Source organism: Methylophaga sp. UBA3613, from assembly GCF_002375415.1.
Lineage (GTDB): Bacteria > Pseudomonadota > Gammaproteobacteria > Nitrosococcales > Methylophagaceae > Methylophaga.
On sequence record NZ_DFLS01000012.1, the window covers coordinates 58,416 to 83,621 of the forward strand.

A 25,206-nucleotide genomic window follows, 5' to 3' on the forward strand; every position below is an offset into this window, starting at 1 on the left:
AAGCTGCAACTTAATTCCATGCTTGAAACATTTGCGTTGCATTTGCTGCAACGCCATTGAATTCATCGGATCCAGCTTATGTCAAACCTATTTATCAGAGCCATTGTGCTCAAAAGTTATTCGCCACCAATCTGGCGAATTCACTGGCTAGGCTTTATTGCATTATTGACTGCCAGTTTTGCAACTGCAGTCATGGCGCAACCACAAGTTTCATCTGAGCCACTAAGCCTTGAGAATGCATTGCAACTTGCTGAGCAACGCTCTCACGCCTTGTTGGCGCAAGATGCTTCATCGCAAGCCTCCCAAGAGCTGGCCATTGAAGCCGGACAACTTCCTGATCCAATGCTGGAGTTATCTGTTAATAACCTGCCAGTCAATGGTCCCATGGCTTATAGCCTTACGGAAGATTTCATGACCTCTCGCAATATTGGTATTTCTCAGACATATACCCGTGAAGCCAAGCGTGATGCCCGTGCCAAAGTATTTGAACGTAAAGCAGATAAGGCGCAGATAACGAAAGCACTGACACTTACTGAAATACGCCAAAATACTGCAGTAGCTTGGTTTGATGTTTATTACCAGCAGCAAATGGTGTTGTTATTAACACGCGAGCAGCAAGAGGCAAGCTTACAAGTTCAGGCTGCCGAAGCTGCCTATCGTGGGAGCACTGGACCACAATCCGATATTTTTCTGGCCAAAACGACTGTGGCTGAAATCCAAGATCGTATTTATCAAGCTCAAGCGCGCCTTGATAATGCCAAAACGACGCTGGCGCGTTGGGTCGGGAATACTGATCACACATCTTTGGGTATAGCGCCGAACATTTCGGAGTCTTCGCTCGACACTCAGCATTTATATCATCAGGTAAATGAACATCCAGATATTGCTGTAATGAGGGCTGAGGAAGCGGTTGCAATGGCTGAAGCCAAGGCCGCACGTCAAGAGAAACAGTCTGATTGGACTTGGTCAGTAATGTATGGCGAACGAAGTTCAGGTTTTTCGGACATGATTTCGATTGGTGTCAGCGTGCCGCTGCAATGGAATCAGGAGAGCCGCCAGGATCGGGTAGTAGCTGCCAAATTGGCCCAAGCGGACCAGGTGCGAGCAGAACGCGAAGAAATGACCCGGGAGCATATTGCTGAGACAGCCCGTTGGCTCGATACCTGGAAAAGTAATTTAGTCCGACTCAGTGACTATGAAGCCGCTTTGATTCCCCTTGCTAACCAGCGCACTAATGCAGTAGTGGCCGAATATCGTGGCGGTAAAGGCAAGTTAGTGACAGTGCTTGATGCCCGAAAAATGGAAATTGCTACGCGTGTAGAAAAACTGAGGATTGAAATGGAAACCGCAGCGCTTTGGGCCACATTGGAATATCTGATATTGCCCGATAGTGCAGTCATTCCTTCATCCCGCGCCATGGAGTTCAAATAATGAATCGTAAATACATCTTTTTATTTTTAGTCATGGCTTTGATGGTGCTTGTCGCTGGTTATGCTGCTTATCAATGGGGAATGCAGCAAGGGATGGACATGTCTTCATTGAGCTCAGAGAGCATGGCGGGTAATGCCAAGACCACCGAAGATCCTTCAAGTTGGGGGATTGCCGAAGGCGAAAAAGCGACCAGCCGTCATATCGACGCTGGGATTAAAGCCGGTGATATTGATCCGGTCACGGGCCAAAAGATTCTTTTTTACCAAGATCCGATGGTCCCCGGCAATAAATTCGAGACACCCGGTAAATCACCTTACATGGATATGATGCTGGTGCCAGTTTACAAGGGAAGCTCGGATGCTGAGAGTGAGACGGATGAATCTGGCGTCACCATTAACTCACGCCTACAACAAAATATTGGTATGCGCACGGCGTTAGTAACCAGACAAGACATTACGACGCAGGTGACGGCGGTTGGTGCTATTGCCTGGAATGAGCGCGAGGAAGTGAATGTTCAGGCCCGGGCACTGGGTTATGTGGAAAAGCTTTACGTAAAGGCCACGCTGGATCGAGTTAATAAAGACCAACCGCTTTTGGCTATCTACGTGCCTGACTGGGTGGCCGTACAAGAAGAATTTCTGGCTCTCAAAAACATGCAAGGTGAGGGATTAGATGAGCTGATAGCAGCCTCAATTGCCCGCATGCGTCAGGTGGGGATGAGTGAAGCGCAAATCCGTCAGGTAAAAAACACCGGCAGACTTCAAACGCAGCTGATTATTACCGCCCCCATTGATGGCGTCGTCACAGAAATAGTTGCCCGCGAAGGCATGACTATATCTACCGGCACCACATTAATGCGTATTAATGGATTAGATCCCGTCTGGGCGAATGCTGAGGTACCGGAGAGTCAGGTCGCTTTACTCAGTCCTGGTGATCCCATCATCGCCAGCAGCCCTGGTTTTCCTGGCAAACAATTTAAAGGTCAGATACAAACATTATTACCGGAAGTGGACCCGACAACACGCACTCTGAAGGCGCGGGTGGTTTTGGACAATCCACAAGGTGAATTGGCGCCGGGTATGTTCGTCAATATGCAGTTGGCAGGCAAACAAATTACCGATGCACTGATGGTGCCAACCGAAGCGCTTATCCGAACGGGCAAACGCACCTTAATCATGCTGGCGCTCGATAACGGCAGTTTTCGCCCGGTTGAAGTCATAACCGGTCGCGTAACTGATGATAAAACCCAAATCCAGCAAGGTCTGCAGGAAGGTGAACGGGTTGTGGTATCAGGTCAGTTTTTGGTGGATTCAGAAGCCAGCCTGAGAGGTATTGAAGCGCGGCTAATGGATGGTCAGGAAACAAAAACTGATCACGATTCAATGTCTGGGATGACAATGGAGGTTCATCAGACTGAGGCAAAAATCGAAGCGATAAACGGACAGATATTGACTTTGACCCATCCAAATATTCCCAGCCTGGAGTGGCCGGGTATGACCATGGACTTTGAACTTTCGTCATCACTCAATCCAGATGAGCTGGCGGTGGGTGAGCAAATTGAAATTGCCTTTCGTTTAGAAAAAGGCGCGGCACCATTGATTGTGGAGTTTCAACCGCTCTCAAAAGCTCCTGAAATGGCAATGGAGAGTCATGAGACGCAGGCAAAAATCGAAGCTATAGACAGGCAGATTTTGACGCTGACCCATCCAGATATTCCCAGCTTAAATTGGCCGGGCATGACCATGGACTTTGAACTGTCATCCTCGCTGGATACCGACGAGCTAACAGTGGGCGAGCAAATAGCAATTGAGTTTCGCTTAGAAAAAGGCTCGGCACCTAAAATTATCGACCTGCAGCCTTTGTCAGCCGAGACTGAAATGGAAGGTGCAAAATGATTGCCAAACTTATACGTTGGTCAATCGACAATCGTTTTTTGGTGTTATTGGCTACGCTGATGATGCTTGCCTGGAGCTTGGTATCTTTATCACGTACGCCGCTGGATGCGCTGCCTGATTTGTCAGATGTTCAGGTGATAATTAAAACGACCTGGCCGGGACAAGCACCGCAATTGGTCGAGGATCAAGTCACCTACCCATTAACCACCACCATGTTATCGGTACCCGGCGCTGAAGTAGTACGCGGTCTGTCGTTCTTTGGCGATAGTTATGTCTATGTCTTGTTCGAGGAGGGTACCGATCTGTATTGGGCCCGCAGTCGAGTGCTGGAATACCTTAATCAGGCGCAGTCAAGGCTGCCGGATACGGCAAGTTCCTCAATCGGTCCGGATGCCACCGGTGTGGGTTGGATCTATCAGTATGCTTTGGTAGATAAATCCGGTACTCAGGATATTTCGCAGCTGCGCGCATTGCAGGATTGGTTTCTTAAATTCGAACTGAAAACCGTCGCCAATGTAGCAGAGGTCGCAACTGTCGGCGGCATGGTCAAGCAGTACCAGGTGGTTGTTGATCCCGACAAATTAGCCACTTATCGCATACCGCTTTCCCGTGTTATTGAGGCTATCAATAATGGTAATCAAGAGACCGGCGGTGCGGTGCTGGAAATGGGTGAAGCGGAATATATGGTTCGCGCCTCGGGCTACTTGCAAAGCTTGGAAGATTTTCAATCCATTCCCTTACTAACCACTGATGCTGGTATATCAGTGACTTTAGGCGATGTCGCGTATATTCAAATCGGCCCTGAAATCCGGCGGGCTATCAGCGAGCTCGACGGTGTCGGTGAAGCTGTGGGGGGCATCATCGTGATGCGTTCTGGCAAAAATGCCCTGACCACCATTGCTGCTGTGAAAGACAAGCTGAAAACGCTGCAAAAGAGTTTGCCCGAGGGCGTTGAGATTGTGACGGTTTATGATCGCTCTGGGCTAATAGAACGCGCTGTCGATAATCTCAGTGAAAAGCTTATTGAAGAATTCATTGTGGTGGCATTAGTGTGCCTTATTTTCTTGTTCCATCTTCGTTCAGCCTTGGTGGCTATTGTTTCACTGCCACTGGGGATCTTGATGGCTTTTATTGTGATGCACTGGCAGGGGATCAACGCTAATATCATGTCACTGGGCGGTATTGCCATCGCTGTCGGTGCCATGGTCGATGCAGCGGTGGTGATGATTGAAAATGCCCATAAACATTTAGAACGCTGGTATGAAAAACATCCCGGATCAAAGCTAGAAGGCGACAGTCGCTGGAAGGTGATAGGTGATTCTGCCGTCGAGGTGGGCCCCGCGCTGTTTTTCTCGTTGTTGATTATTACGCTGTCTTTTATCCCAATTTTCACCTTGGAAGCTCAGGAAGGCCGACTATTTTCTCCATTAGCATTTACCAAGACTTATGCAATGGCCGCAGCAGCTGGCCTTGCTGTAACACTTATCCCGGTACTAATGGGCTACCTTATCCGGGGCAAAATTCCGGCTGAACAGGCTAATCCACTAAACCGGTTTTTAATTGCTTTGTATCGACCTTTATTGGCAGGCGTACTCAAGTTTCCAAAGATGACCTTAGTGGTCGCTAGCGTATTGTTACTGACCAGTTTATGGCCTTTACAACATATCGGCAGTGAGTTTATGCCGCCTCTGGATGAAGGTGATTTGCTATATATGCCTAGCGCTTTGCCGAGCCTCTCCGCCGGAAAAGTAGCAGAATTGCTACAGCAAACTAACCGGATGATTAAAAGCGTACCGGAGGTTGAAACCGTTTACGGCAAAGCCGGACGAGCCGATACGGCAACCGATCCGGCGCCACTGGTGATGTTTGAAACCACGATCCAGTTCAAACCTCGTGAAGAGTGGCGGCCGGGTATGACTAAAGAAAAATTGATCGCCGAATTAGATCGGACCGTGAAGGTGCCCGGCTTAACCAATATCTGGGTACCACCGATTCGTAACCGGCTTGATATGCTGGCTACCGGTATCAAGAGCCCTGTGGGCGTAAAAGTTTTGGGGGAAGACTTAAACGTTATTGATGGCATTGCCGGCGACATTGAAAAAGTCCTCAAAGATGTACCTGGGGTCACCAGTGTTTTTGCTGAGCGTCTCACCGGTGGTCGTTACGTCGATGTTGATATTAAACGTGATGCCGCGGCGCGTTATGGCCTTAATATTAATGATGTGCAGTTGATTATCAGTTCGGCTGTGGGCGGCATGAATATTGGCGAAACGGTGGAGGGATTGCAGCGCTTTCCCATTAATGTTCGCTACCCCCGGGAGATCCGGGATTCACTGGCCTCTTTACGGACCTTGCCTATCGTGACTATTCGCGGCCAGCAATTGATACTGTCAGATGTTGCGAACATTAGCATCAGTGACGGTCCACCCATGGTGCGCAGTGAAAACTCGCGGTTAGCGGGGTTTGTGTATGTTGATATTCGGGATCGGGATTTGGGTTCGGCGGTAACCGATATGCAGCAAATCGTCTCGGAGCAAGTGGATTTGCCGACCGGCTATTCAATCACCTGGTCCGGACAATTCGAGTATCTTGAGCGTGCGACTGCCAAGCTCAAGCTGGTGGTGCCTTTCACGTTGCTTATCATCTTTGTTTTGTTCTATCTCACGTTTAAGAATTTTGGCGAAGCATTGCTGCTAATGGTGACTTTGCCCTTTTCTTTAGTGGGTGGCATCTGGCTGCTCTATCTGTTGGGACACAACTTGTCGGTGGCGAGTGTGGTCGGCTTTATCGCTTTAGCCGGGGTAGCAGCCGAGTTTGGCGTCATCATGCTGCTCTATCTTAAGCAAGCCTGGCAAAACCGGTTGGATGAACAAAAAGAAACAGAGGCTGATCTGCTGGATGCCATAGGTGAAGGCGCTGTGCTCAGGGTTAGACCCAAGGCCATGACGGCGACCGTTATCCTTGCTGGCCTGCTGCCCATTATGTTTGGTAGCGGCACTGGTAGTGAAGTTATGCAGCGCATTGCTGCGCCAATGGTAGGCGGCATGGTGACAGCACCACTGTTGTCAATGCTGGTGATACCGGTGATCTATTTACTGATTCATAAAAAGCGTGCACAGAAGCAGACGAAAAACGAACCAATTCAATCACAAGCAAATAACGAGTGATGAATTACGCCGGGTCATTTAACGTGCATTGACCTAGGTTTTTTTATTTAACGCACTGGAGAAAATTAAAATGAAAAAATTATTAGTAAGTTCTTTGACAATCATTCTGTCCTTTTCGGCAACGTCGATATTAGCGGAGCAGAAAATGGATCATGACGATATGGAAAACATGGCTCCAAAAGCGGAGACATCGGATCAACAGATCACCCATTCCGCCATTGGCACTGTCACTAAAGTCGATATCAGCTCAAAAAAAGTCACTTTGGTTCATGAACCGATTGAAAGCCTCAGCTGGCCGGCCATGACCATGGGATTCTCAGTTAAAGATGAGACATTACTTAACAAGCTTAAGGTGGGCGAAACTGTTGATTTCGAGTTTAAGAAAGCAGAACAAGGCTATGTCATTACTGAAGTCAAGTAATTGAAAATGCAGGGCTGATTCAAAAATCATCCCTGCATTAATTAATGCACACAGCACGGAATGAGCGATTAAAGATAATTGTCCAATAAAAGACAATTGAATGAAAAATCTAGGCAAACCAGGTCTTGAACCTATTAACTGGAGGTAACCATGAAAACACAGTTTAAATCTTGGGCAGGAGTGTTATCAGCTACTTTATTGACGATGTCTTACAGTATTGTCAATGCTGACACTTCAGGCAACTCATCGACAAATCCTGACAGATCAATTACTCAACCTTTTGAGGCAAAACATAAGCATCCGTATGGTCCGATCGAGAAAGGTCCCCGCCGCTACATGGAACACAAAACTGAAAGGGAGCAACAATCAAAACCTGAAGCCAAAACTAATACTATTAGGCGTGGTCCACCAGGTAAAACATTTTATAGAGGGCGTCGAGCAAGTGAATAAGTGCCGTGGTCTTAGATGGGAAAGTACTAATATTTGAATCCTTAAATTAATATATTCATTACTGCTTGGTATTCATACACATACTGCTTGGCCCAGCCCCACAAATACTTTTTTAATAGTGTAGGGTGATTAACCATGAAAAAACAAAGACCTTTTTATTTATTGATATTACTGACATTTCTTTCAAAAACAGCATTGGCTTTTGAGCAAACTTATCCTGGGATGATGGAGAAATACGGAATGATGAATGGTGGCTATATGTTTATTTGTATGGCATTTCTGGTCCTAGTGTTCATTGCCTTGATTCTGGCGATTCTGTCGCTGTTAAAGTTCCTGTTTTTCCACAAGTCTAAAAGAAGAGATTTATGATAAAGATACACAAATATAGCAAATGGCGATATTTGCTTGTTATTATGGGTTTGCTCTTCTTGACATTCGCTGGATTACACTCAACAAGAGCTACAGAAGCCGTTGAAACTACTTTGTATAAAAATCCGGGTTGCCTGTGTTGCGATGATTACGCGGCTTATCTACGCCAACATGACTTTAATGTGACTGTTGTGGAAAGTCCTGATTTAGAGCAATTTAAGCGCGCGCAGGGGATACCTGAAAATTTGCAAGGTTGTCATACCCTGCTGGTCAATGGATATGCCGTTGAGGGCCATGTGCCAATAACCATAATCGAAAAGCTTTTACATGAACAGCCTGAGACCCGGGGTGTATCCCTACCTGGAATGCCGGCGGGATCTCCCGGAATGACAGGACAGAAGCAGAAACCATTTGAGATTTATACATTCCTGAATGGTGAAGCTTCTATCTACGCCACTTTATAATTTAACTCAAGGAAACTAGCATTATGAACATACAACTAGGCGATATTGCCCCAGACTTTAAGGCGAATACCACAGAAGGAACTATTAACTTTCATGACTGGATTGGCGACGGATGGGCTATCTTGTTCTCACACCCAGCTGATTTCACACCAGTTTGCACCACAGAACTAGGTGAGACTGCCAAGCTGAAGGAAGCTTTTGACAAGCGGCACTGTAAAATAATCGCTATCTCCGTTGATTCGGTAGAAGATCATAAAGCCTGGGTCGGCGATATTGAGGAGACCCAGAGTTGCGTGGTCAACTTCCCGATTATTGGAGATGAAGATAAGCAAATCTCTCGGCTTTACGATATGTTACACCCCGGAGAAGATGATAGTTCGGCAGTGCGTTCAGTATTTCTGATTGATCCGAGCAAAAAAGTTAGGATGATGCTGACTTATCCGAAAAGTGCAGGCAGAAACTTTAATGAAATTTTACGGGTGCTCGACTCGATCCAGTTAACCGATGGCTATAAGGTTGCTACCCCAGCAAACTGGTCCAATGGTGATGATGTCATCATAGTTCCTTCTTTATCCGACGAGGAGGCTAAAGAACACTTTCCTGAAGGTTGGAAGACGCTTAAGTCATATCTTCGTATAGTCAAGCAGCCTAATCGTTGAGGTAGGGCGCATGCCATTTTAAGTAATGAAAGGATGAAGAATATTCAGTTGTTCGTAATATTAAGTAGTTCTTTTGCTAAGATTACCTTCGAATAGTTTTAATCTACAAAGTAGATTAGCATCAAAAAGACATACGCCTCATAATGAGGCGTATGTCAGATTGCCTATGCAGCCATTTTTCTACATTCTTCAGCGCATTTTCTGCACTGGTTAGCACAGTCTTTACAGTGCTGATGCTCATACTGATCACAAGTTTCAGCACATTTCTCACAAATTTCGGCACATAAATTACAAATTTGAGCTGCACAGTCACTGCCACGAGCCATTGCAGCCGCTGCAAAACGACACATATCCGCACAGTCTAAATCCATAAGTACGCAATCTGCCATTTTGGAAACATTACTTTCTTCTAAACAAGCCACTGCACAATGATCGCATTGCGCTGCGCAGCGATAACAAGCTTCGATACAAGATTGATATTTTTCATGAGACATAGTGACCTCTCTTTAATTGATGAATAATGCTTAATTGCATGTTAAGGGCATTTAGCAAGCAATATACCAATATAAATTAGCCAATGAGTCGCTGCATTTCCCTTTTACCAAGCTGTCACAATCAGATTATTTATAATGTGGGTGTAAAATATTCATGATGGCATTAATTATGTTTGTAATCATTACAAAGAGAAGTAGAAACGAGATATTTCGTAGAGTGCCTTAATCTGTTTGTATAGTTCATTTGAATTCTTGTTTCACAATCCGCCTTAAAATAGTCTTTATCGAAAACTAATAGATAATTAGGACCTACGCTTGAACCCGAGTATGGCCGTGCTTCTCAATAAATTGCAGAACATCATCTAAACACAAAGAAGAAAGTCAATATCTTCCTATATTGGTAGCAACTATTTATTGTTTAAGGTCAGTATTCATCGTCTTAAACCTGTGTGAGTGAAAACGCCTTCCACTCTAGTAACCGGCATTGACCAATATCCGGTTATTCATAGACTAAGCCAGCGAACTCATTTTAAATGCCACCCTGAACATAATTTATTTAATGAAAGGTGAGCGTCATGGCTGAAGAGATGGACAAAGTTGACCCCAAAAGAGAAAGTCGGCAGCAAGCTGAAATGGAAAAGGTTAAACAGTTCTTGACCGAAGAAGAGGTCAAAAGCGAGTTTTACATGGAGATAACCGTAACGCTACAGTCAGCACAGGCAAAACGAATATTTCGCCGGACTTTCGAACATATACAAACGCAGATGACAGCAGCAACGTTGCTGACACGTAAATTTGGATTGCGTGAGCTGTCAGATGAAAATGTGGGGAAGATAACTGAAAGTATTAAGCAGCTGTCTACTGAAATGAATAGGGATATGGAACAAGCAGATCACATTCTGGACAACATCGGAATCAAAAATTCTGCCGTCACGGATGATAGCGTTGATTTGCTGATCAAAATCACTTGCCCAGAAGGTATGGCATTTATGAATCTGATCCGTCAGCTGGATAATCTGACAATGAAACTTAAAACGCTTTGGATGGCCGGGGAAGTTCCGCTTGCTCATTCAGAAGATAGGTCTCATGCATGGCAAGTTCGTATCTTTAAAATTGCTGATGCAATCAGAGCACTTGGGCAACAAGCTTACATAGCATCTGATAAGAAAAAAGACAGTGATTTAAATAAGGCTCAGGCCAAACGACAATCGTATAAAAAACGTAAGCACAATGCATCCAAGCAAGCAGCGACTACAGGCTGAAATAAATGATAGTCATGAAAGACATCTCGCTGATTCTTATCCTCGACAAATTAAGTCTATCAGCGTTTGAAGCTGCCTATTCTTTTGGTAGTACCGATAAGGAGACATGACTTAAATGGAAGTCAAATGAAAAATTAGTTTCTAACACCGTAACTATACGAATTAAGCAATGATGAGTTACTGGTCGTTATAGGAATTTGAGAGCAATGCCTATTTTCGGTCTTTGGATATCAGACGTGAGATCATTCCTACCAGATAACCAATCAGATTCAGACATAAAGCTACAGCAGCAATAACAAAAGCTTACCAACCATAGCCAATAATAGTTTCTGCATTTGGGCTTAACACAGTGAGCAATATCAGAAGGTAAAGAAATGAGCCAATTCCTGCATAAGCCGAATCATGACGTAAAAAAAAATGCTGAAAACTTTGTTCGCAAACTCACTTCCAAAATGGTGGGAACTAGAACAACCAACACTAATTCGAAAATAATGGTGTCAGGTGGTACTTCCAGTTGAATGCCCGTCAGCCATAAAAAAAGCAGAGGAACAATGAAAGGGGGAAAAAACGGTATTTACCGCATTAAAAACGGCTGCCAGGGCAACATTGCCTCGCGCCATCAACACTAACAACGGAGATGATACATCTGTGGGTAAGGTGCCAAGCAAAGTTTGACCCATAGCCAACGGACCACTGCCAAAAAAATAATCGGCCGGTCAGCAGCCCGGCAAGCCACATTGGGCCGTTGACTAGAATCAGCGCTAAAAATTGCCTTGAAGTTTTACGAAGCACTAACCGAACGGCATGGGCATCAAAAGTCAGGCTGATAATAAACATCAATGCAGCAAGTAATAGCCCAATTAGTGGTTGGAGATATTTACCCGCCTCAGGTAATACCAATCCAAGCCCAGCCACAATAATGACAAACCAAACGAGATTTGATTCTACGTAATAAATTAATCTACTCATGGTTTTAAATTTCCAAACTTCATGTGTGGATGAGAATAAATTACCCAAACATAGAACTAATTTAAATCGTGCAAAAAAAGATCAATAATAAGTAAATACTCAATATCATGATCAATATAAAAACATTAATAACATAGAAATCCTTATCTTTAATGCGGCCAATCAATAACTGCATAATAGGATGAGAAATGCTAATTTTTGTTTGATGGATGCCCAACAGGCATATCGTAACGTTGCTGACGGTATAGCCAAGAAGGTAGTAATACATGTGCTAATGCTTCGTTAGCATCCTCTCTATTTGCCGGACCTTTGAGCTCTAGTTGACGCTTTTTGAGAACATACTGCCCAGCCAGAGCTTTCTTTTGAGGGCGTAAAATGGTCACCTTCTCACCTTGCAACAGGGCAAAATAATCGGCAAATTGCATCATTGCCCTGCCGGGTGACTGCTGCTCGGCTGGTCGGCTCAAATCTCTGCCTATCATTGGTGTCTCAGCGCTGATGCCCATCAGTGATAGTAAAGTAGGCGCCATATCAATCTGGCTCGCCACCGTCTTGATACGTTTTGGTTTTATATCAGCCCCTAAAATGAGTCCTGGGATTTGAAAACGTTCTATCGGCACAAGTGCATTTCCATAAACATTCAAATCATGATCGGCAATCACCAAAAAGAGTGTATTGTCCCAATAGTCGGTTTTCATAGCTGTGTTAAAGAATTGCCCCAAAGCATAATCTGCATATTTAACAGCATTCAAATCAGTTTGTTTCTCGGCCGAATGCAGATCGATCTTTCCATCAGGGAATTCGTATGGCGAATGGTTGCTGGAGGTGAAAACTAAACTAAAGTACGGTTGATTACTCAGGTTCGCTTGAACGATCCGTTTATGCGCCATATTGAATAGATCTTCATCTGAAACCCCCCAACTGCCTACGAAGAGTGGATCAACGTAATCATTTTGGTCAATGATAGATTGAAAGCCATTGCCAATAAAGAAGTTAGCCATGTTATCGAAGTGAGATTGCCCGCCATAAATAAATTCAGTTTTGTAGCCACGTTGACCCAATAAATCTGCAATAGTGAAAAAATTCTGTTGTGATAAAGAAAGTTTTACTACGCTTCTTGCGGGCGAGGGCAAAAAACCCGTTATCGTGGCTTCAATTCCTCTTACTGAACGCGTACCGGTTGCATAAAGTTGTTCAAACCACCAACCCTCATTTTTCAGTTTTTCCAGTTCTGGTGTTACGGAATACTCCCCACCCAAAGACTTGACGAAAGTGGCACCCAAGCTTTCTTCAAGAATGATAACCAGGTTAAGTGGTATATCTCTTTCAACTGTCGCAGGACGCTTATTGATAGTTGGAAAGGGTGCATTTGGATCATTATCAAGCCAAGGATAATTCTCGCTCATTTCCTGCATAATTTGTTCATCAGTGAGCGTACCATAGACTTCTCCGGCTTCTGCTTCATGCTTCATGTTGTAAATAGCAAAATACACTGACCAGGTTGAGTTAATGACTAGGCTATTGACCATAGCATCCGAAGTGATTGCAAACATTGCCGGATTGGCTGGACGATGCGATAAAGTAGACCGGATCATGACTACTAGGATGAGAACCATAAGAGGCCAAGTCAGCCAAACACGCCAAACCGGCCAGTCCAAATGATATTGTTTTAACCAATGCTGTAACAGCCGATTCGTGAACAAGCCGGCTAATATAGTGAAAACAACCCCGAGAATAAGTGGCAGACGAAAACCTTCCCACAAGGTTGAGAAAACTTCTTTTGGATATTGTAAGTATTCGACAAAGAGTCTGTTCGGACGCAAGTCATACTGAACAATAAATGTCGGTGTGGCAGACTCCATAAAAATGATCAAAACAATGATCATTAAACTCCAGAACCACACCAACTTTTGCCATAATTGCCAGGTTAATTTATTGACCAGTAGCGGCATCAACAACATCAGTGGCGCAATAAGCATACCCATAATAATGAGATCAGCTCTGAGCCCCTGAATGAATAGTGATGGCAGATCAATTGCTGCCGATACCCGATCCCACTGCCATACAACAAGCCCTAATCTTGATAGCGAGAGAATAAGAAGCCCAATAAGCAGAACCTGAAATAAAATGCGGTAAGGTCCGAGCAGTGAGGGTGATTTTGTGAATATATCTTTTTCGTTTGAATTCAAAAAAATCTGTGCCATAGCAATAATGTCCATGCTGCGATTGAAATAATAAGGGTAAGTAAGACAGCCAGTGATCCATAATCTTTGGCCCGACCGGTTAATAAGTGATGCTCCAAACTGACTCTATCCAGCGTCGATTCAATTGCTGAGTTGATCAACTCGACGACCATTACAGCGATCATGCTGGCAATTAATATAAACCGCTCAATAGCGGTAAAGTCTATCCAGAACACAACTGGCAATAATAAGACAAAGGCAATAAATTCCTGACGAAAAGCAACTTCGTGACGCAGTGCAGAATGCAACCCTTTGTATGAATAAAAAGTGGCCCAAAGCATACGTTTGAAACCAGTGAACTTTTTAGGTTGGATATTAATAATTGTCATTTTTTTATTTGCGTAAAATGTTATTGAGATGCTGTTTAATGGTCACTAAAATCTCTGCAATGCTCCTGATTCAGCTCAAGCTCTATCGTGGTGTGATCTAGCTCATATTGAGATAAAGACTCGGCAATCGTTTGTTTCATAGCCAGGTAATTTTCAGAAGAGACATTATCGTTATTAAGTGTCAGGTGTGCAGTGAGGACATGGTGTTCACCATCAAGTGACCAAAGATGTAAATGATGTACCTCATTGACACCCTCAATGCTGACAAGAGTTTTTTTGATCTCATCATGCAGCGCTTTATCGGGCACTGCCTGAAAAAACAATTTACCGGTCACCCACAAATTACGAACAACATTAAACAAGATGAATAGCGTAAAACCAATGGATAAAAGCGGATCTAAAATCGGCCAGTCGGCAAACTGCAGAATGATGGAAATGATCAACACAGCCAGCCAACCTAATACATCTTCTAATAAATGCCAGTTGAGTATTTTTTCATTAAGAGACGTCCCTTTACTCAGCCGATAAGCCGCAAACCCATTAACAGTAACCCCCAATACGGCCAATGCCAGCATACCTTCGGTAACCGGCATTACTGGATCGGCCAAACGTGGTATTGCTTCACTCAACACCCATATTGAGCCAGCGATTAACACCAAGCCGTTTATCAGAGCACCAAAAAGAGACAAGCGCCGATAACCATAGGTGAACACAGAATTAGCAGATTTATTGCCTGCGCGGTTCAAAAACCAGGCACTGCCGATAGACAGACTGTCACCAAGATCGTGAACAGCATCAGCCATAATTGCTGTGCTGTTGGTCAGCCAGCCACCGATGAATTCAATGATGGTAAAACTAACATTTAGAAAAAAAGCCGTTGCAATCCTTTTATCAGAAGCACCATCCTCTTGATGATGTGTATGCATAGAGATATACCTTTATGTTTTTGTTTATTGATAAACTCAGGAAAGGTTGGCGGCCAATACAGGCCGCCATGTTTTATCTTGATTTTCCACGGCCGTGCACTATCCGGTAAAGTGCCGGCAACACCACCAGTGTTAGCAAGGTTGACGAAATAATTCCGCCAATGACGACCGTTGCCAGTGGCCTTTGCACCTCAGCCCCGGTACCGGTATTGAGTGCCATCGGCACAAAACCGAGACTTGCTACCAGAGCCGTCATCAATACTGGCCGTAACCGAGTCATTGCACCATCAACGATTGCTTTGTGCAGATCGCCGTGCCGGTGCCAGTAATCCCTGATGAATGACAACATGACGAGACCGTTTAACACCGCAACACCCGAGAGTGCAATAAAACCAACCCCTGCGGAAATAGATAGCGGCATATCTCGCAGCCAGAGCGCCAGCACCCCACCAGTTAATGCCAATGGCACACCAGTGAAGATAATCGCTGCATCACGAAATGAACCAAACAAGGTAATCAGCAGGCCCATAATGATAACCAACGTAACCGGTACCACAATCGACAGTCGTTGACTGGCTGATTGCAGTTGTTCATAGGTTCCACCGTATTCGATCCAATAACCGGGTGGTAATTGCACTTGCTCAGCAATACGCTGTTGAGCTTCTTCTACAAAAGAGCCCAGATCCCGGCCTCTGACATTGCTGGTGACCACGACACGCCGTTTGGCGTTTTCTCTGGAAATCTGACTCGGCGCCTCCGTTAATTCGATGGTTGCGACTTCAGACAAAGGTACGTAATCACCACCAGGTAAACTCACGGGTAGATTTGACAAGGCGGGTATGTCTTGTCTAATTTCTTCAGGCAACCGCACCACCAGATCAAAGCGCCGATCGCCATCATAGATCAGGCCAACTTCGCCACCGCCAACGGCGGTTGATAACATGTTTTGCAAATCATCAACATTAAGACCATAACGTGACATGGCCATACGTTTGGGTTCAATGGTCAGCATAGGCATATCATCGACCTGTTCCAGCCGGGCATCAGCAGCGCCGGGGATCTCCTGAATCACAGCCAGAACCGCCTCTGCATTTTGCTTAATCAAGTCCAAATCATCGCCGAAAACTTTAATACCCAAATCCGCACGAACGCCTGAAATTAACTCGTTAAAGCGCATCTCAATCGGTTGGGTAAACTCATAGTTGTTACCTGGTAATTGGGTAACCGCCGCTTCAATTTCTGCAAGTAGTTCGCTTTTAGGTAATTCCGGATCCGGCCATTCACTCCTAGGCTTAAGTATAAGAAATGTATCGGCCACATTAGGCGGCATCGGATCAGTCGCGACTTCTGGTGTACCGATTTTGGCAATCACCTTATCTACCTGTGGGAAAGTTTTGAGCCGCTGTTCAAGCTGTTCCTGCATTTTGATAGATTGCTCAAGGCTGGTACCGATCGTTCGCAGTGCATGTAAGGCAATATCACCTTCGTTCAGTTGCGGAATAAATTCCGAGCCCATTTTGCTGGCCATGTTGACAGACAAAGCAACCAACACAACAGCCAAAAGCATCAGCAGCCAACGCAATTTGAGGCTGAGCAGCAACACTGGCCGGTAAAGCCATTTGGCACCACTGATGATAAAACTTTCTTTTTCAGTGATTCGCCCCCCCATAAACATAGCGATGGCAGCCGGCACGATAGTCAGCGTAAAGACCATGGCAGATAGTAATGCAATAACTACTGTGGCAGCCATTGGCTCAAACATCTTGCCTTCAACCCCTGTCAATGAGAATAATGGGATATAGACAATCGTGATAATCATGACGCCAAATAAGCTTGGGCGTATCACTTCATTGGTGGCCTCATAAACGACATTTAAGCGTTCTTTAACAGGCAACACTCCACCGTTTTGTTTTTGTGCCATAGATAATCTTCGGATAGAGTTCTCAACAATAATTACCGCACCATCGACAATCAGGCCAAAATCAAGTGCCCCCATACTCATCAAATTGGCAGAAATACCTGCCTGTACCATTCCAGTAATCGTTGCCATCATTGATAGTGGTATAACTGCAGCCGTGATTAAGGCCGCGCGGATATTGCCTAACAACAGAAACAACACAACGATAACCAGCAAAGCACCTTCAAGCAGATTTTTTTCAACCGTGGCAACGGCTTTATCGACCAAGGTGGTGCGATCGTATACCGCTTCCAGTATGACGCCCTCCGGTAATGACGATTGAATCTCCGCCATTTCACGAGTCACAGTCGCAGCAACTTCACGTGAGTTTTCTCCAAACAACATCATAACTGTGCCGACAACCGTCTCTTTACCATCACGGGTACCCGCACCACTGCGCAGCGGCTTACCAATCACAACGTCGGCCACATCTTTGACGAGCACCGGCCGATCATCGATATTTTTCACTACCACCTGACCAATATCATCAATAGATTTAAGCTGTCCTGGCGATCGAACCAAAATCTGCTGACCATAACGTTCAATATAACCGGCGCCCCGATTATCATTGTTTTGCATCAGCGCCTGTTTCAGATCACTGAGGGACACGCCAAAATTCAGCAATTTCGCCGGATCCGGCTGAACATGAAATTGCTTTTGATAACCACCGTTAACATTGACTTCTGTGACCCCTTTTACCCGCTCCAGCCGGGGTTGAATGACCCAGTCCTGAAGCACTCGTAAATCGGTAGGATCATATGAACTGCCATCAGGTTGCCTGGCATCAGGTTCTGCGGTAATTGTGTACATGACAATTTCACCCAGCCCGGTCGCGATAGGTCCCATCTCCGGTTCAATACCCTGTGGCAGTGAGCCTTTTATCACTGCCAAACGGTTATTAATAAGATTACGCGCAAAATACAGATCGGTGCCTTCTTCAAATATCACGGTGACTTGTGATAATCCATAGCGAGAGATGGATCGGGTGTAATCAAGATCCGGCAGTCCGGCGATCGCTCTCTCGATGGGATAAGTGATTCGTTGTTCAGATTCCAGCGGCGAATACCCGGGTGCTCTGGTATTGATCTGCACCTGTACGTTGGTGATATCAGGCACCGCATCAATCGGCAGCTTCTGAAAGCTCCAGATCCCAAGGCCAATGATAAGAAATATCATTGACAACATCAGGCCACGTCTCTCGATTGAGAGACTTAAAATATTATTAATCATGTCTGTTTCCTAAATCAGTGAGCGTGAGCTGCGCCGGCTTTTTCCAGATCAGCTTTAATCAGATAGCTATTTTCAGCGACGATGTCATCGCCCTGCCGGAGTCCGGATATAACCTCACTGAATTGACCATCATTAAGACCCAGTTGTAATGGCCTGACTTGATATTGATTACCTACTTTGACAAAAGCGACTGATGCGCCTTCAAACTGTTGTATGGCACTGTTAGGAATTCTTAGTTTGACTTCTGTTTGCTCGGTAATGGCTTCAGCCTCAACGAGCAAACCCGGAAACCAGACTTGCTGCTGATTATCAAGTGCAACGCGGGCAATCCGATAAGGGGCATCATCTTTGCTTGGCAGCAGTTGCTTTATCGTCGATTCATAAAATGTGTTGTTATGTAACAGACGCACTTTCTGACCGGGTTTTATATTCATGGCCTGTCCTGGAAAGACTTTGAGTTCAGCCCAAAGTGATTGGGTATTCGTGATCGTAAACAAACTTTGATCTGCCGCGACTTCGCCGGTATTGGCATCTTTTGCTGTAATGACACCTGAGATGGGCGCGGTTAAGTTATAACTCTGTAAGCTGTTGTTTGACTCAACACTGGCTAATAGCTGACCTTTTTTGACAGAATCACCAAAATTCACATAAACGCGGGTGATTTGACCCGGAAAACGTGCTCTGACTTGACTTATCTCATCAGGTGATAAAACCACTCTACCGTAGAGTTTGGAGGTGACCGATATTTGTCCGGCTGTAACTTCTGCAGTTACCACACCGTGTTTTTGAGCCATACCGTCATCCATTTCTACATGCTCACTACCTTCATCCTCAGCGTCGTGAGCATGCCCTTCTTCTTCGGGTTTTGATTCAGCGCTATGATCATGTTCATCCTCTTTTGGCATCGATTCATCATGGTTATCTTTATCATGTGTTATCTCATGATCATGCTGCTGATTTGATTCTGCTAGCTGGGCTTGTGCTTGTTGATCTGATTGAGGAGCCTCATGCGCATGACCATCTTCAGCAATGGCAGGTGACATGATGAGCAATATTAGCGCTGCTACTGATAGTAGGCTGCGCATGGGTAAAAAAACGAAATGTGATTTATTAAACATAGTTTTGTCCTGATTCATATTGCTTACTCTGCAGCTGTTAGCGGTTCGGCGGTGAGTTGTTCGATTTCTGTCTGATATAGCAATGCAGCCGTTGCAGCCTCAATGACACTACGTCTGGCACCTAGCAGGTCTTGTCTGACGGTAAGAAATTCCAGATAACTGTAGAGTCCCCGTTGATAACCGGTTTGCGTTTGCTCCAGACTTTTAGTGAGTTTGGGGATAATCTGTTGTTGCAACTTGGAAATACTTGCAATTGCTTGTTCACGCCCGGAATAGGCCCGATAAAGCTGAGCATGAAGTTGCAACAGCATATCTTGACGGCGATAGCTGACTTCATTACGCGCGGCCAATGCTGATTCAATATCCCCTTGCGCTCGCTGGCGGCTGAACAAAGGCACTGACACACCAGCAACTAACGCCGAATCATTCAGTCCTTCATCTCGCCTGATCCCAACTGACCAGGTCAGATCTGCAACTTGCTGAGTTCTGGCAAGACGTACTTGTGCATCACGAACCCGCGTTTCTGCAGCGAAACGTTCCAGTTGCGGATTTTGCTGGGCCTGATTAAATAAGGCTTCAAATGACATGGCCTCGCTAAAGGCAAACAATGAGCCTGTGGCGGTCTCAAAATTAGGTTGATAACTCCCCCACAAATTAGCGAGTACCACTTTGTTGGCTTCCAGCTGACGTTTTTCGGCAGCCAATATCAGTTCAGCCTGATTAACAGAAGCTTCGGCGCGGCCCAAATCTGCTTCAGCCGCGACGGCAGCACCTACACGTTTATTAACTTCTGTTAATGTTGTTTGTGCCAGTTCCAGCCCCGTCTCGGCTAGCTTTACACGCTCTTGGCTATTGAGCACTTCAATAAATTGTCGTGTTACCTGACCTAGCAAGTCCAGCGCTTTTATTTTGCGATCAACACGGACAACATCGCTTTGTTGTTCCACTAGTTCAACACGGGACAGTCTTTTATCCCCCAGTTCAACGACAGAGGAGAGAGTGACCGTGGTTTCAAGTGACTTGATACCGCTTAGTTCCCTGGTGCCAGCGAAATTTTCAATCTCAGCACCAACAACATATGCCGGTTTGAGATTGGCCGTTTTTTTCTGGGCTTCAAGTTGTTGCTGACGAATTGGAAAAACCTGTAATGCCGGATGTTGCGCCAGTGTTTGTTGCATGGCCTCGTTTAAACTCAACGTTTTCGTTTGTTGAACGTTCTCGGCTAATACCGGCGAGACAGAAAAGGCAACCAGCATCGAACAAAGCAATGCACGGATAGCAGGCGCACGCACATTTGTAGTGCGATCAAAGTGTATTTTCATGAAATTAGATCCTGTTTAACTGCAAACAACGGACTTACGTTAAGTCCGCAAAAACATCAGCAGTTCAAGATCTCGGAGGGCGGTACATACTGACTGTAAAGTCAGGTTTTGGCGATCTAGGGTGGAGGTTGAAATAATTGTCTGGAATAGCAGCAACATTAATTCCATCAATATTAAAGATGGCGATAAAATGTGAACACTGACAATGCAGACAAAAATCACAATCGCCGGTACTTTGTGCATCATGCGAAGACGCACTGTTCGCTTGTTGAATTGCATTGGAATCATCAAGAACAAGCTGATGTTCTTGTGGTGTCTTGGAGTCAGATGTATGAATGTCAGCCGCAACTATACCTGATTGCATCACAATCATAAAGATGAGCATGTTGATAATTAATTTTACTGACATTCGTTAATTTTATTAATGGATTCTGATGTCTTAGTTAACAACATAATAACTTAGTTCCCAAAAGATTAGCAAAATTAAAAGTTCTCTGCTGGGTCTGTGAGAGTCTGCCACTGTTTTTATGTAACAAACACATTTTATGTAACAAACACAAAGTTTGTGATGATTTTGAATAGTGTATGAGATCTTATGCTCGGGGTCTCCGGATCTATAAACAAAACTAAGACACTATATAATTCGCTAATACTAAGGCGAGAGAAATGTATTGGCTGAAAGATCTTGAGCTATAGAAATTCAGAAAGTGTTGTGTATTCATATTTTCAACTAAAGCAGCTAATTATGAATAGATAGCATGTTGCTAAGTCCACTTAATATGTGCTCGAACTCATTGCGTTCATCACGAAGCTTCTGTTTTCTGACTTGGTACCCACACTTTGGCGTCGCACCCCCTGGACGACCTCGCCAGTCCAAGTCACAGCCACAATAGAGTGTTCCTAATGATCCATTACGATTCTGGTCATGATAAACATGCTCACGAAGCTCAGCTTTTGCTTGTTCAAATGATTCTGGAGCTGCCAGTGTCTAGATACAGATGAGCAATCCAGCGAATAGCGATAATATGATTTTATTCATTAATCTTTTCATCTTCATTTTATTGTTCATACAATCACTGTCACTAAACGACTGACACGCGGGTTACGAACTTTGACGATATCGTCTGCCGGCGAATTATCTCGAATTAACGCCCAGGTTTCTGTGGTCCGGTTTGGCTTTCCATTCCGAAGAGTCTGCTGGGGCTTTATTTTCTTCCAGTTGGATGAGGTGAGTAATTTAGAAAACCGACGCCAGGCACGGTCAATCGAGCTGATGACCATTCGCTCACAAAAGCGTTCGACATCAAGTCGCGTGAGGTGAATATCACCAATATGCGTTTTGATTTATAGGTCCAAGCAATCATTTGGAGTGATGTCGTCAACTTTCCCACTAAATTCTTCAACCTACTCAGTCCGACGGGCCACCTTGATAGCAGCTTCAGCAAAACGTTTTTGAAGAAATCGGCCATTGAGATACGTATCAGTATTGGTAGTCTGTAACTTCTGAGTTTTACGAATAGCACCAGAAGAGACATTCAGCTGCAGCTCTTTACCGGTTCGACTCATTCCTACATTCGTTTTGTGCAACAAGATATATTTGATGGCCAGTAATTCCGCCAGCTTATAAGGTTCTGACTGAGAGGATGGTATCGACACATCTATTGCCCGGACAGTCGTGATTCTTTCCCCATGCTGCACACGGAAAAATACGCGATATTGATTCTGGGATATAGGCTCACGATGAACTGCTGTTTCTAAGATGGTAAGTGACATTGTGTATTCTCCTGGTTGAATGATTTGTGTCAAAACTACAAAACCATCAAACCACGGAACTAGAACCACGCAAGCAGTCTGAGAGCCCATTTCTAGGAGGGCTTGCGCGGATTACTTTCTATGTCATTCTTGTACTAAAACAGGAGAGATGTATGTTTGAATTTATCAACCACATGACGATTCCACCATTGGATGCCATGGGTTATTACTTATTTGCTGGCGTGCTTCTATTTCACAATATGAAGAGAATCAGATGGTACGCAATGAGCCTTTTATGGGTTAGTTTTGGCACCTTTGACCGGGGATTCTTAATTGAGACAACTATGCTTGGATTTGCATTCATGCTGACGGAAGGCTTTTTTGATACTTATTTCCAACATGAGAAGGCGAAAGCGCAATCCAGGGCGATGAAAAGCAAAAAGTGAAACTGTCGGGTGTTACTCAAAGTAAGAACTACATCACAGTCATGTCATTCACTAATGACAGCTACTGCAGAGAATGCGTATTATGGAATCACTGGTAAATGCCGGCAATGTTCAATAAGGATACGAGCATTACAGTTTGCTGTAATGCGAAATACTCTCTCACTGAGATGGTATTCCAAAGCATCTGACCATGTGTTTCGGAATGCCAGATTTCCTGATAACACATCATTGTTATCTTGAAGGGTATTCGGTCTCATCAAAACCGAACACAGATGCTTAACCTTAGAACGTTAAGCGATTTAACCCCAGGGGTGATATTCACCCATCTGGGGTTGAGATCATCCCTAATATTATGGAGTTTTCATTATGGGATGTATTAAAATAGATATTTTTCCCCGAGTTAGATTTTGAATCGGAAATGTTTAGTAAAAGTTTGCTTGGCTATATCTAACGGTGAACTTAAACAAAATATCGAGATTGATGTTAAAGACATTATCACCTATGAATGGGCACCGATAATGAAAGTTGACACTGAAACAAAGAAAAACGTCGCGGACATGGCACCAAATGGGATTCGATTATTGCTTTTAACAGGTGAAACGCTGGTGGCTTTTGACCATTGTTATGAAACCTTCGGTAAATCGGTTGAAATGGCAAGGCGTCCACATGCGAACGTTGTTACTGCACAGCATTTATCGTTAGAAGAAGCAGGTCATCTTTCCTATACGCCGGAATGTATCAGAAGTATTCGTTAGAAATTGTGAATTTAACCTGATGCAGAATGTTGATTTATGAACTTTCTGTTTATTGAGTAGATTGATTAACCGGCTTTAAAAAAGCACGGTATTTAATTTTCTTAATGATGCTTTCTGCTAAAGCTTCATCTTTGGTCAGCACAATCGCCCGGATGAGATCATCAGAAAGTAATTGTTTATTAGTTGAATGCACTAATTGAAGTCTGTTGGGTTTATTCATGTAAATGAGTATATCACTGGGCAACAATCACGAAAGGGGCTAAAAACGGCTTTTCCTGCTTTTTTGCCTACATTAGCAAGACATCATTGGCTTTCCAAACCCAAACGGGGATCGACTTCCCGCTTGGGGTGTCGCTCCCTCTTAAACTAAGAGGCATTTTGACATGGAAACCTATCAAGTTATCGCTTTAAGCACATCGCATATTGAAGAGGATGATACCAGTGCATTATGCATTGCAGCCTTTCAAACCAATATCGTGATGGAGCGTGAATCCAGCTTCTTTATTAAGCTGTATATGAACGATTTGGCAGGAAACCTCTCAGGAGATTACAGTCCTTCACTTTGCAAAGTAATTGAGTTCGCATTTAACAATAACTTTGAGATGATTGAGCTGGATTCAGATGCCGAGGCCATCCCAGAGTTGGACCAGCACGACTGGTAAAGCATTACCTCTGTCAACAGGGGTATTCCAAAGCGTATTCACATAGTACATTTCGGAATAGATATCCAGTAGATAGCCAAAAACTATCTATTCGATAAGTCAGCCGGACTTATTTAAAACCGGCCTCAATGTCCAAGCAGCGCGCTGTTTGGAATCCAAAACCTATATGGGAGTAACTCCCTTATGGGCGGCTGCTCCCTTTAAAAAGGAGAGTAACATGCAAAATACACCAGAGTTTGGAGCACCAAGAGCGTCAGATAATATGACAACCATGGAGCTACGAAATGCCAGAACGCCGTTCACACTTGAAGTAACACTGGATAAACTTCGGTATTACCTTAAAGCAACACTACATCATGACGCTGTAGAGTTACTTGAAAAGGCAGTTGATAAGGCCAAGGTAGACAAAGATTATTTTAATCGACTTGAAAGTGCACTGCTTCGAGGTTCAACCGTTGAAGGCCGAGAGTTATTCTCAGACTTTGGCGATTACTGGGCAAGAACGAGTTCGGTAATTCCATATTACCTACATCATGATGCCGTAAACAGCATTGATACCGCTTTATTTCAAATCCGAATTGGTGATATGAAAGAAGCAATTGATGACTTTAATTTTCTACATAATTGTTCTCTGGATTAATAGTTTTGACATGTAAGCTGAGTTACCCGGATATAACGGGATAAGAGAGGTTGATGATACATCAGCCTTTGAATACTCTCTCAAAGAGAGGGTATTCCCAAGCACTCAATAGAGTGTTTCGGAATACTCTATTCTCGGTAGCGTTATCGTTATCCTAGTGCTTGGATATAAATAAAACTTGGCACCTATGATACGACGACTTTGACGATATTTATCCTCTCGATACTATTGGCAAACTATACAAC

Annotated in this window: 25 protein-coding genes; 13 read left to right on the forward strand and 12 right to left on the reverse strand. The window is 44.3% G+C overall.

Annotation, left to right across the window (positions count from 1 at the left end; genetic code table 11):
* Nucleotides 1–78: 78 nt before the first annotated feature.
* The 8 genes from B3S93_RS13850 to B3S93_RS13885 all read left to right on the forward strand — a co-directional run bounded on the left by B3S93_RS13850 (nt 79) and on the right by B3S93_RS13885 (nt 8,856).
* A complete protein-coding gene (locus B3S93_RS13850) occupies nt 79–1,431 on the forward strand; it encodes a TolC family protein (protein ID WP_292398307.1) in 1,353 nt (450 codons plus the stop codon).
* Nucleotides 1,431–3,326, forward strand: a complete 1,896-nt coding sequence (locus tag B3S93_RS13855) for an efflux RND transporter periplasmic adaptor subunit (protein ID WP_292398309.1) — start codon at nt 1,431–1,433, stop codon at nt 3,324–3,326. The genes B3S93_RS13850 and B3S93_RS13855 overlap by 1 nt, the downstream gene beginning before the upstream one ends.
* Nucleotides 3,323–6,493 carry an efflux RND transporter permease subunit gene (locus B3S93_RS13860; RefSeq protein ID WP_292398312.1) on the forward strand — a complete coding sequence of 1,057 codons (3,171 nt, stop codon included), beginning with the start codon at nt 3,323–3,325 and terminating at the stop codon, nt 6,491–6,493. The genes B3S93_RS13855 and B3S93_RS13860 overlap by 4 nt, the downstream gene beginning before the upstream one ends.
* A 70-nt stretch (nt 6,494–6,563) precedes the next feature.
* Nucleotides 6,564–6,914: a copper-binding protein gene (locus B3S93_RS13865; RefSeq protein WP_292398315.1), complete on the forward strand. Its 351-nt coding sequence runs from the start codon at nt 6,564–6,566 to the stop codon at nt 6,912–6,914.
* A gap of 150 nt (nt 6,915–7,064) precedes the next feature.
* Nucleotides 7,065–7,364, forward strand: a complete 300-nt coding sequence (locus tag B3S93_RS13870; protein WP_292398317.1) for a hypothetical protein — start codon at nt 7,065–7,067, stop codon at nt 7,362–7,364.
* Between the two features lie 135 nt (nt 7,365–7,499).
* On the forward strand, nt 7,500–7,733 hold the full coding sequence (locus B3S93_RS13875) for a hypothetical protein (protein ID WP_292398319.1): 234 nt from the start codon (nt 7,500–7,502) through the stop codon (nt 7,731–7,733).
* Nucleotides 7,730–8,197, forward strand: coding sequence for a DUF411 domain-containing protein (locus tag B3S93_RS13880; RefSeq protein ID WP_292398322.1), 468 nt, complete (start codon nt 7,730–7,732; stop codon nt 8,195–8,197). Before B3S93_RS13875 ends, B3S93_RS13880 begins: the two co-directional genes overlap by 4 nt.
* Before the next feature lie 23 nt (nt 8,198–8,220).
* Nucleotides 8,221–8,856 carry a peroxiredoxin gene (locus B3S93_RS13885; protein ID WP_292398325.1) on the forward strand — a complete coding sequence of 212 codons (636 nt, stop codon included), beginning with the start codon at nt 8,221–8,223 and terminating at the stop codon, nt 8,854–8,856.
* 164 nt (nt 8,857–9,020) lie between these two features.
* Here the strand turns inward: B3S93_RS13885 and B3S93_RS13890 are convergent, their stop codons facing one another.
* Nucleotides 9,021–9,350, reverse strand: a complete 330-nt coding sequence (locus tag B3S93_RS13890; protein WP_292398328.1) for a four-helix bundle copper-binding protein — start codon at nt 9,348–9,350, stop codon at nt 9,021–9,023.
* 575 nt (nt 9,351–9,925) lie between these two features.
* Between B3S93_RS13890 and B3S93_RS13895 the strand changes: the two genes are divergently transcribed.
* Nucleotides 9,926–10,612 (forward strand): hypothetical protein, encoded by a 687-nt coding sequence (locus B3S93_RS13895; RefSeq protein WP_292749111.1) that lies wholly within the window; start codon nt 9,926–9,928, stop codon nt 10,610–10,612.
* A 582-nt stretch (nt 10,613–11,194) separates the two neighbouring features.
* On the opposite strand, the gene B3S93_RS13900 is transcribed toward B3S93_RS13895, so the two are convergent.
* The 10 genes from B3S93_RS13900 to B3S93_RS13945 all read right to left on the reverse strand — a co-directional run bounded on the left by B3S93_RS13900 (nt 11,195) and on the right by B3S93_RS13945 (nt 22,479).
* Nucleotides 11,195–11,581: a hypothetical protein gene (locus B3S93_RS13900; RefSeq protein ID WP_289245110.1), complete on the reverse strand. Its 387-nt coding sequence runs from the start codon at nt 11,579–11,581 to the stop codon at nt 11,195–11,197.
* Between the two features lie 191 nt (nt 11,582–11,772).
* Entirely contained in the window at nt 11,773–13,800 is a 2,028-nt protein-coding gene (locus B3S93_RS13905) for an LTA synthase family protein (protein ID WP_292398334.1), read from the reverse strand.
* Entirely contained in the window at nt 13,767–14,153 is a 387-nt protein-coding gene (locus B3S93_RS13910) for a diacylglycerol kinase (RefSeq protein WP_289245108.1), read from the reverse strand. The genes B3S93_RS13905 and B3S93_RS13910 overlap by 34 nt, the downstream gene beginning before the upstream one ends.
* Nucleotides 14,154–14,188: 35 nt before the next feature.
* Nucleotides 14,189–15,079, reverse strand: coding sequence for a cation diffusion facilitator family transporter (locus B3S93_RS13915; RefSeq protein WP_289245107.1), 891 nt, complete (start codon nt 15,077–15,079; stop codon nt 14,189–14,191).
* Nucleotides 15,080–15,152: 73 nt separating this feature from the next.
* Nucleotides 15,153–18,266 carry an efflux RND transporter permease subunit gene (locus B3S93_RS13920; protein ID WP_292398338.1) on the reverse strand — a complete coding sequence of 1,038 codons (3,114 nt, stop codon included), beginning with the start codon at nt 18,264–18,266 and terminating at the stop codon, nt 15,153–15,155.
* A gap of 14 nt (nt 18,267–18,280) precedes the next feature.
* Entirely contained in the window at nt 18,281–19,384 is a 1,104-nt protein-coding gene (locus B3S93_RS13925) for an efflux RND transporter periplasmic adaptor subunit (protein ID WP_289245102.1), read from the reverse strand.
* Between the two features lie 23 nt (nt 19,385–19,407).
* Complete coding sequence (locus B3S93_RS13930; protein ID WP_289245101.1) at nt 19,408–20,706, reverse strand: TolC family protein; 1,299 nt, start codon at nt 20,704–20,706, stop codon at nt 19,408–19,410.
* Nucleotides 20,707–20,770: 64 nt separating this feature from the next.
* Nucleotides 20,771–21,115 carry a hypothetical protein gene (locus tag B3S93_RS13935; protein WP_292398341.1) on the reverse strand — a complete coding sequence of 115 codons (345 nt, stop codon included), beginning with the start codon at nt 21,113–21,115 and terminating at the stop codon, nt 20,771–20,773.
* Nucleotides 21,116–21,771: 656 nt separating this feature from the next.
* Entirely contained in the window at nt 21,772–21,987 is a 216-nt protein-coding gene (locus tag B3S93_RS13940; protein ID WP_292398343.1) for a hypothetical protein, read from the reverse strand.
* 123 nt (nt 21,988–22,110) lie between these two features.
* Nucleotides 22,111–22,479 carry a hypothetical protein gene (locus tag B3S93_RS13945; protein WP_292398346.1) on the reverse strand — a complete coding sequence of 123 codons (369 nt, stop codon included), beginning with the start codon at nt 22,477–22,479 and terminating at the stop codon, nt 22,111–22,113.
* Nucleotides 22,480–22,631: 152 nt separating this feature from the next.
* On the opposite strand from B3S93_RS13945, the gene B3S93_RS13950 reads away from it, so the two are divergent.
* Both B3S93_RS13950 and B3S93_RS13955 read left to right on the forward strand, forming a co-directional pair.
* On the forward strand, nt 22,632–22,904 hold the full coding sequence (locus tag B3S93_RS13950; RefSeq protein ID WP_292398348.1) for a hypothetical protein: 273 nt from the start codon (nt 22,632–22,634) through the stop codon (nt 22,902–22,904).
* A 437-nt stretch (nt 22,905–23,341) separates the two neighbouring features.
* Complete coding sequence (locus B3S93_RS13955; RefSeq protein WP_292398351.1) at nt 23,342–23,659, forward strand: hypothetical protein; 318 nt, start codon at nt 23,342–23,344, stop codon at nt 23,657–23,659.
* Between the two features lie 49 nt (nt 23,660–23,708).
* On the opposite strand, the gene B3S93_RS13960 is transcribed toward B3S93_RS13955, so the two are convergent.
* On the reverse strand, nt 23,709–23,879 hold the full coding sequence (locus tag B3S93_RS13960) for a hypothetical protein (RefSeq protein WP_292398353.1): 171 nt from the start codon (nt 23,877–23,879) through the stop codon (nt 23,709–23,711).
* 163 nt (nt 23,880–24,042) lie between these two features.
* Between B3S93_RS13960 and B3S93_RS13965 the strand changes: the two genes are divergently transcribed.
* Both B3S93_RS13965 and B3S93_RS13970 read left to right on the forward strand, forming a co-directional pair.
* A complete protein-coding gene (locus tag B3S93_RS13965; RefSeq protein ID WP_292398356.1) occupies nt 24,043–24,321 on the forward strand; it encodes a hypothetical protein in 279 nt (92 codons plus the stop codon).
* Between the two features lie 217 nt (nt 24,322–24,538).
* Nucleotides 24,539–24,961 carry a hypothetical protein gene (locus B3S93_RS13970; protein ID WP_292398358.1) on the forward strand — a complete coding sequence of 141 codons (423 nt, stop codon included), beginning with the start codon at nt 24,539–24,541 and terminating at the stop codon, nt 24,959–24,961.
* The last annotated feature ends 245 nt before the right edge of the window (nt 24,962–25,206 follow it).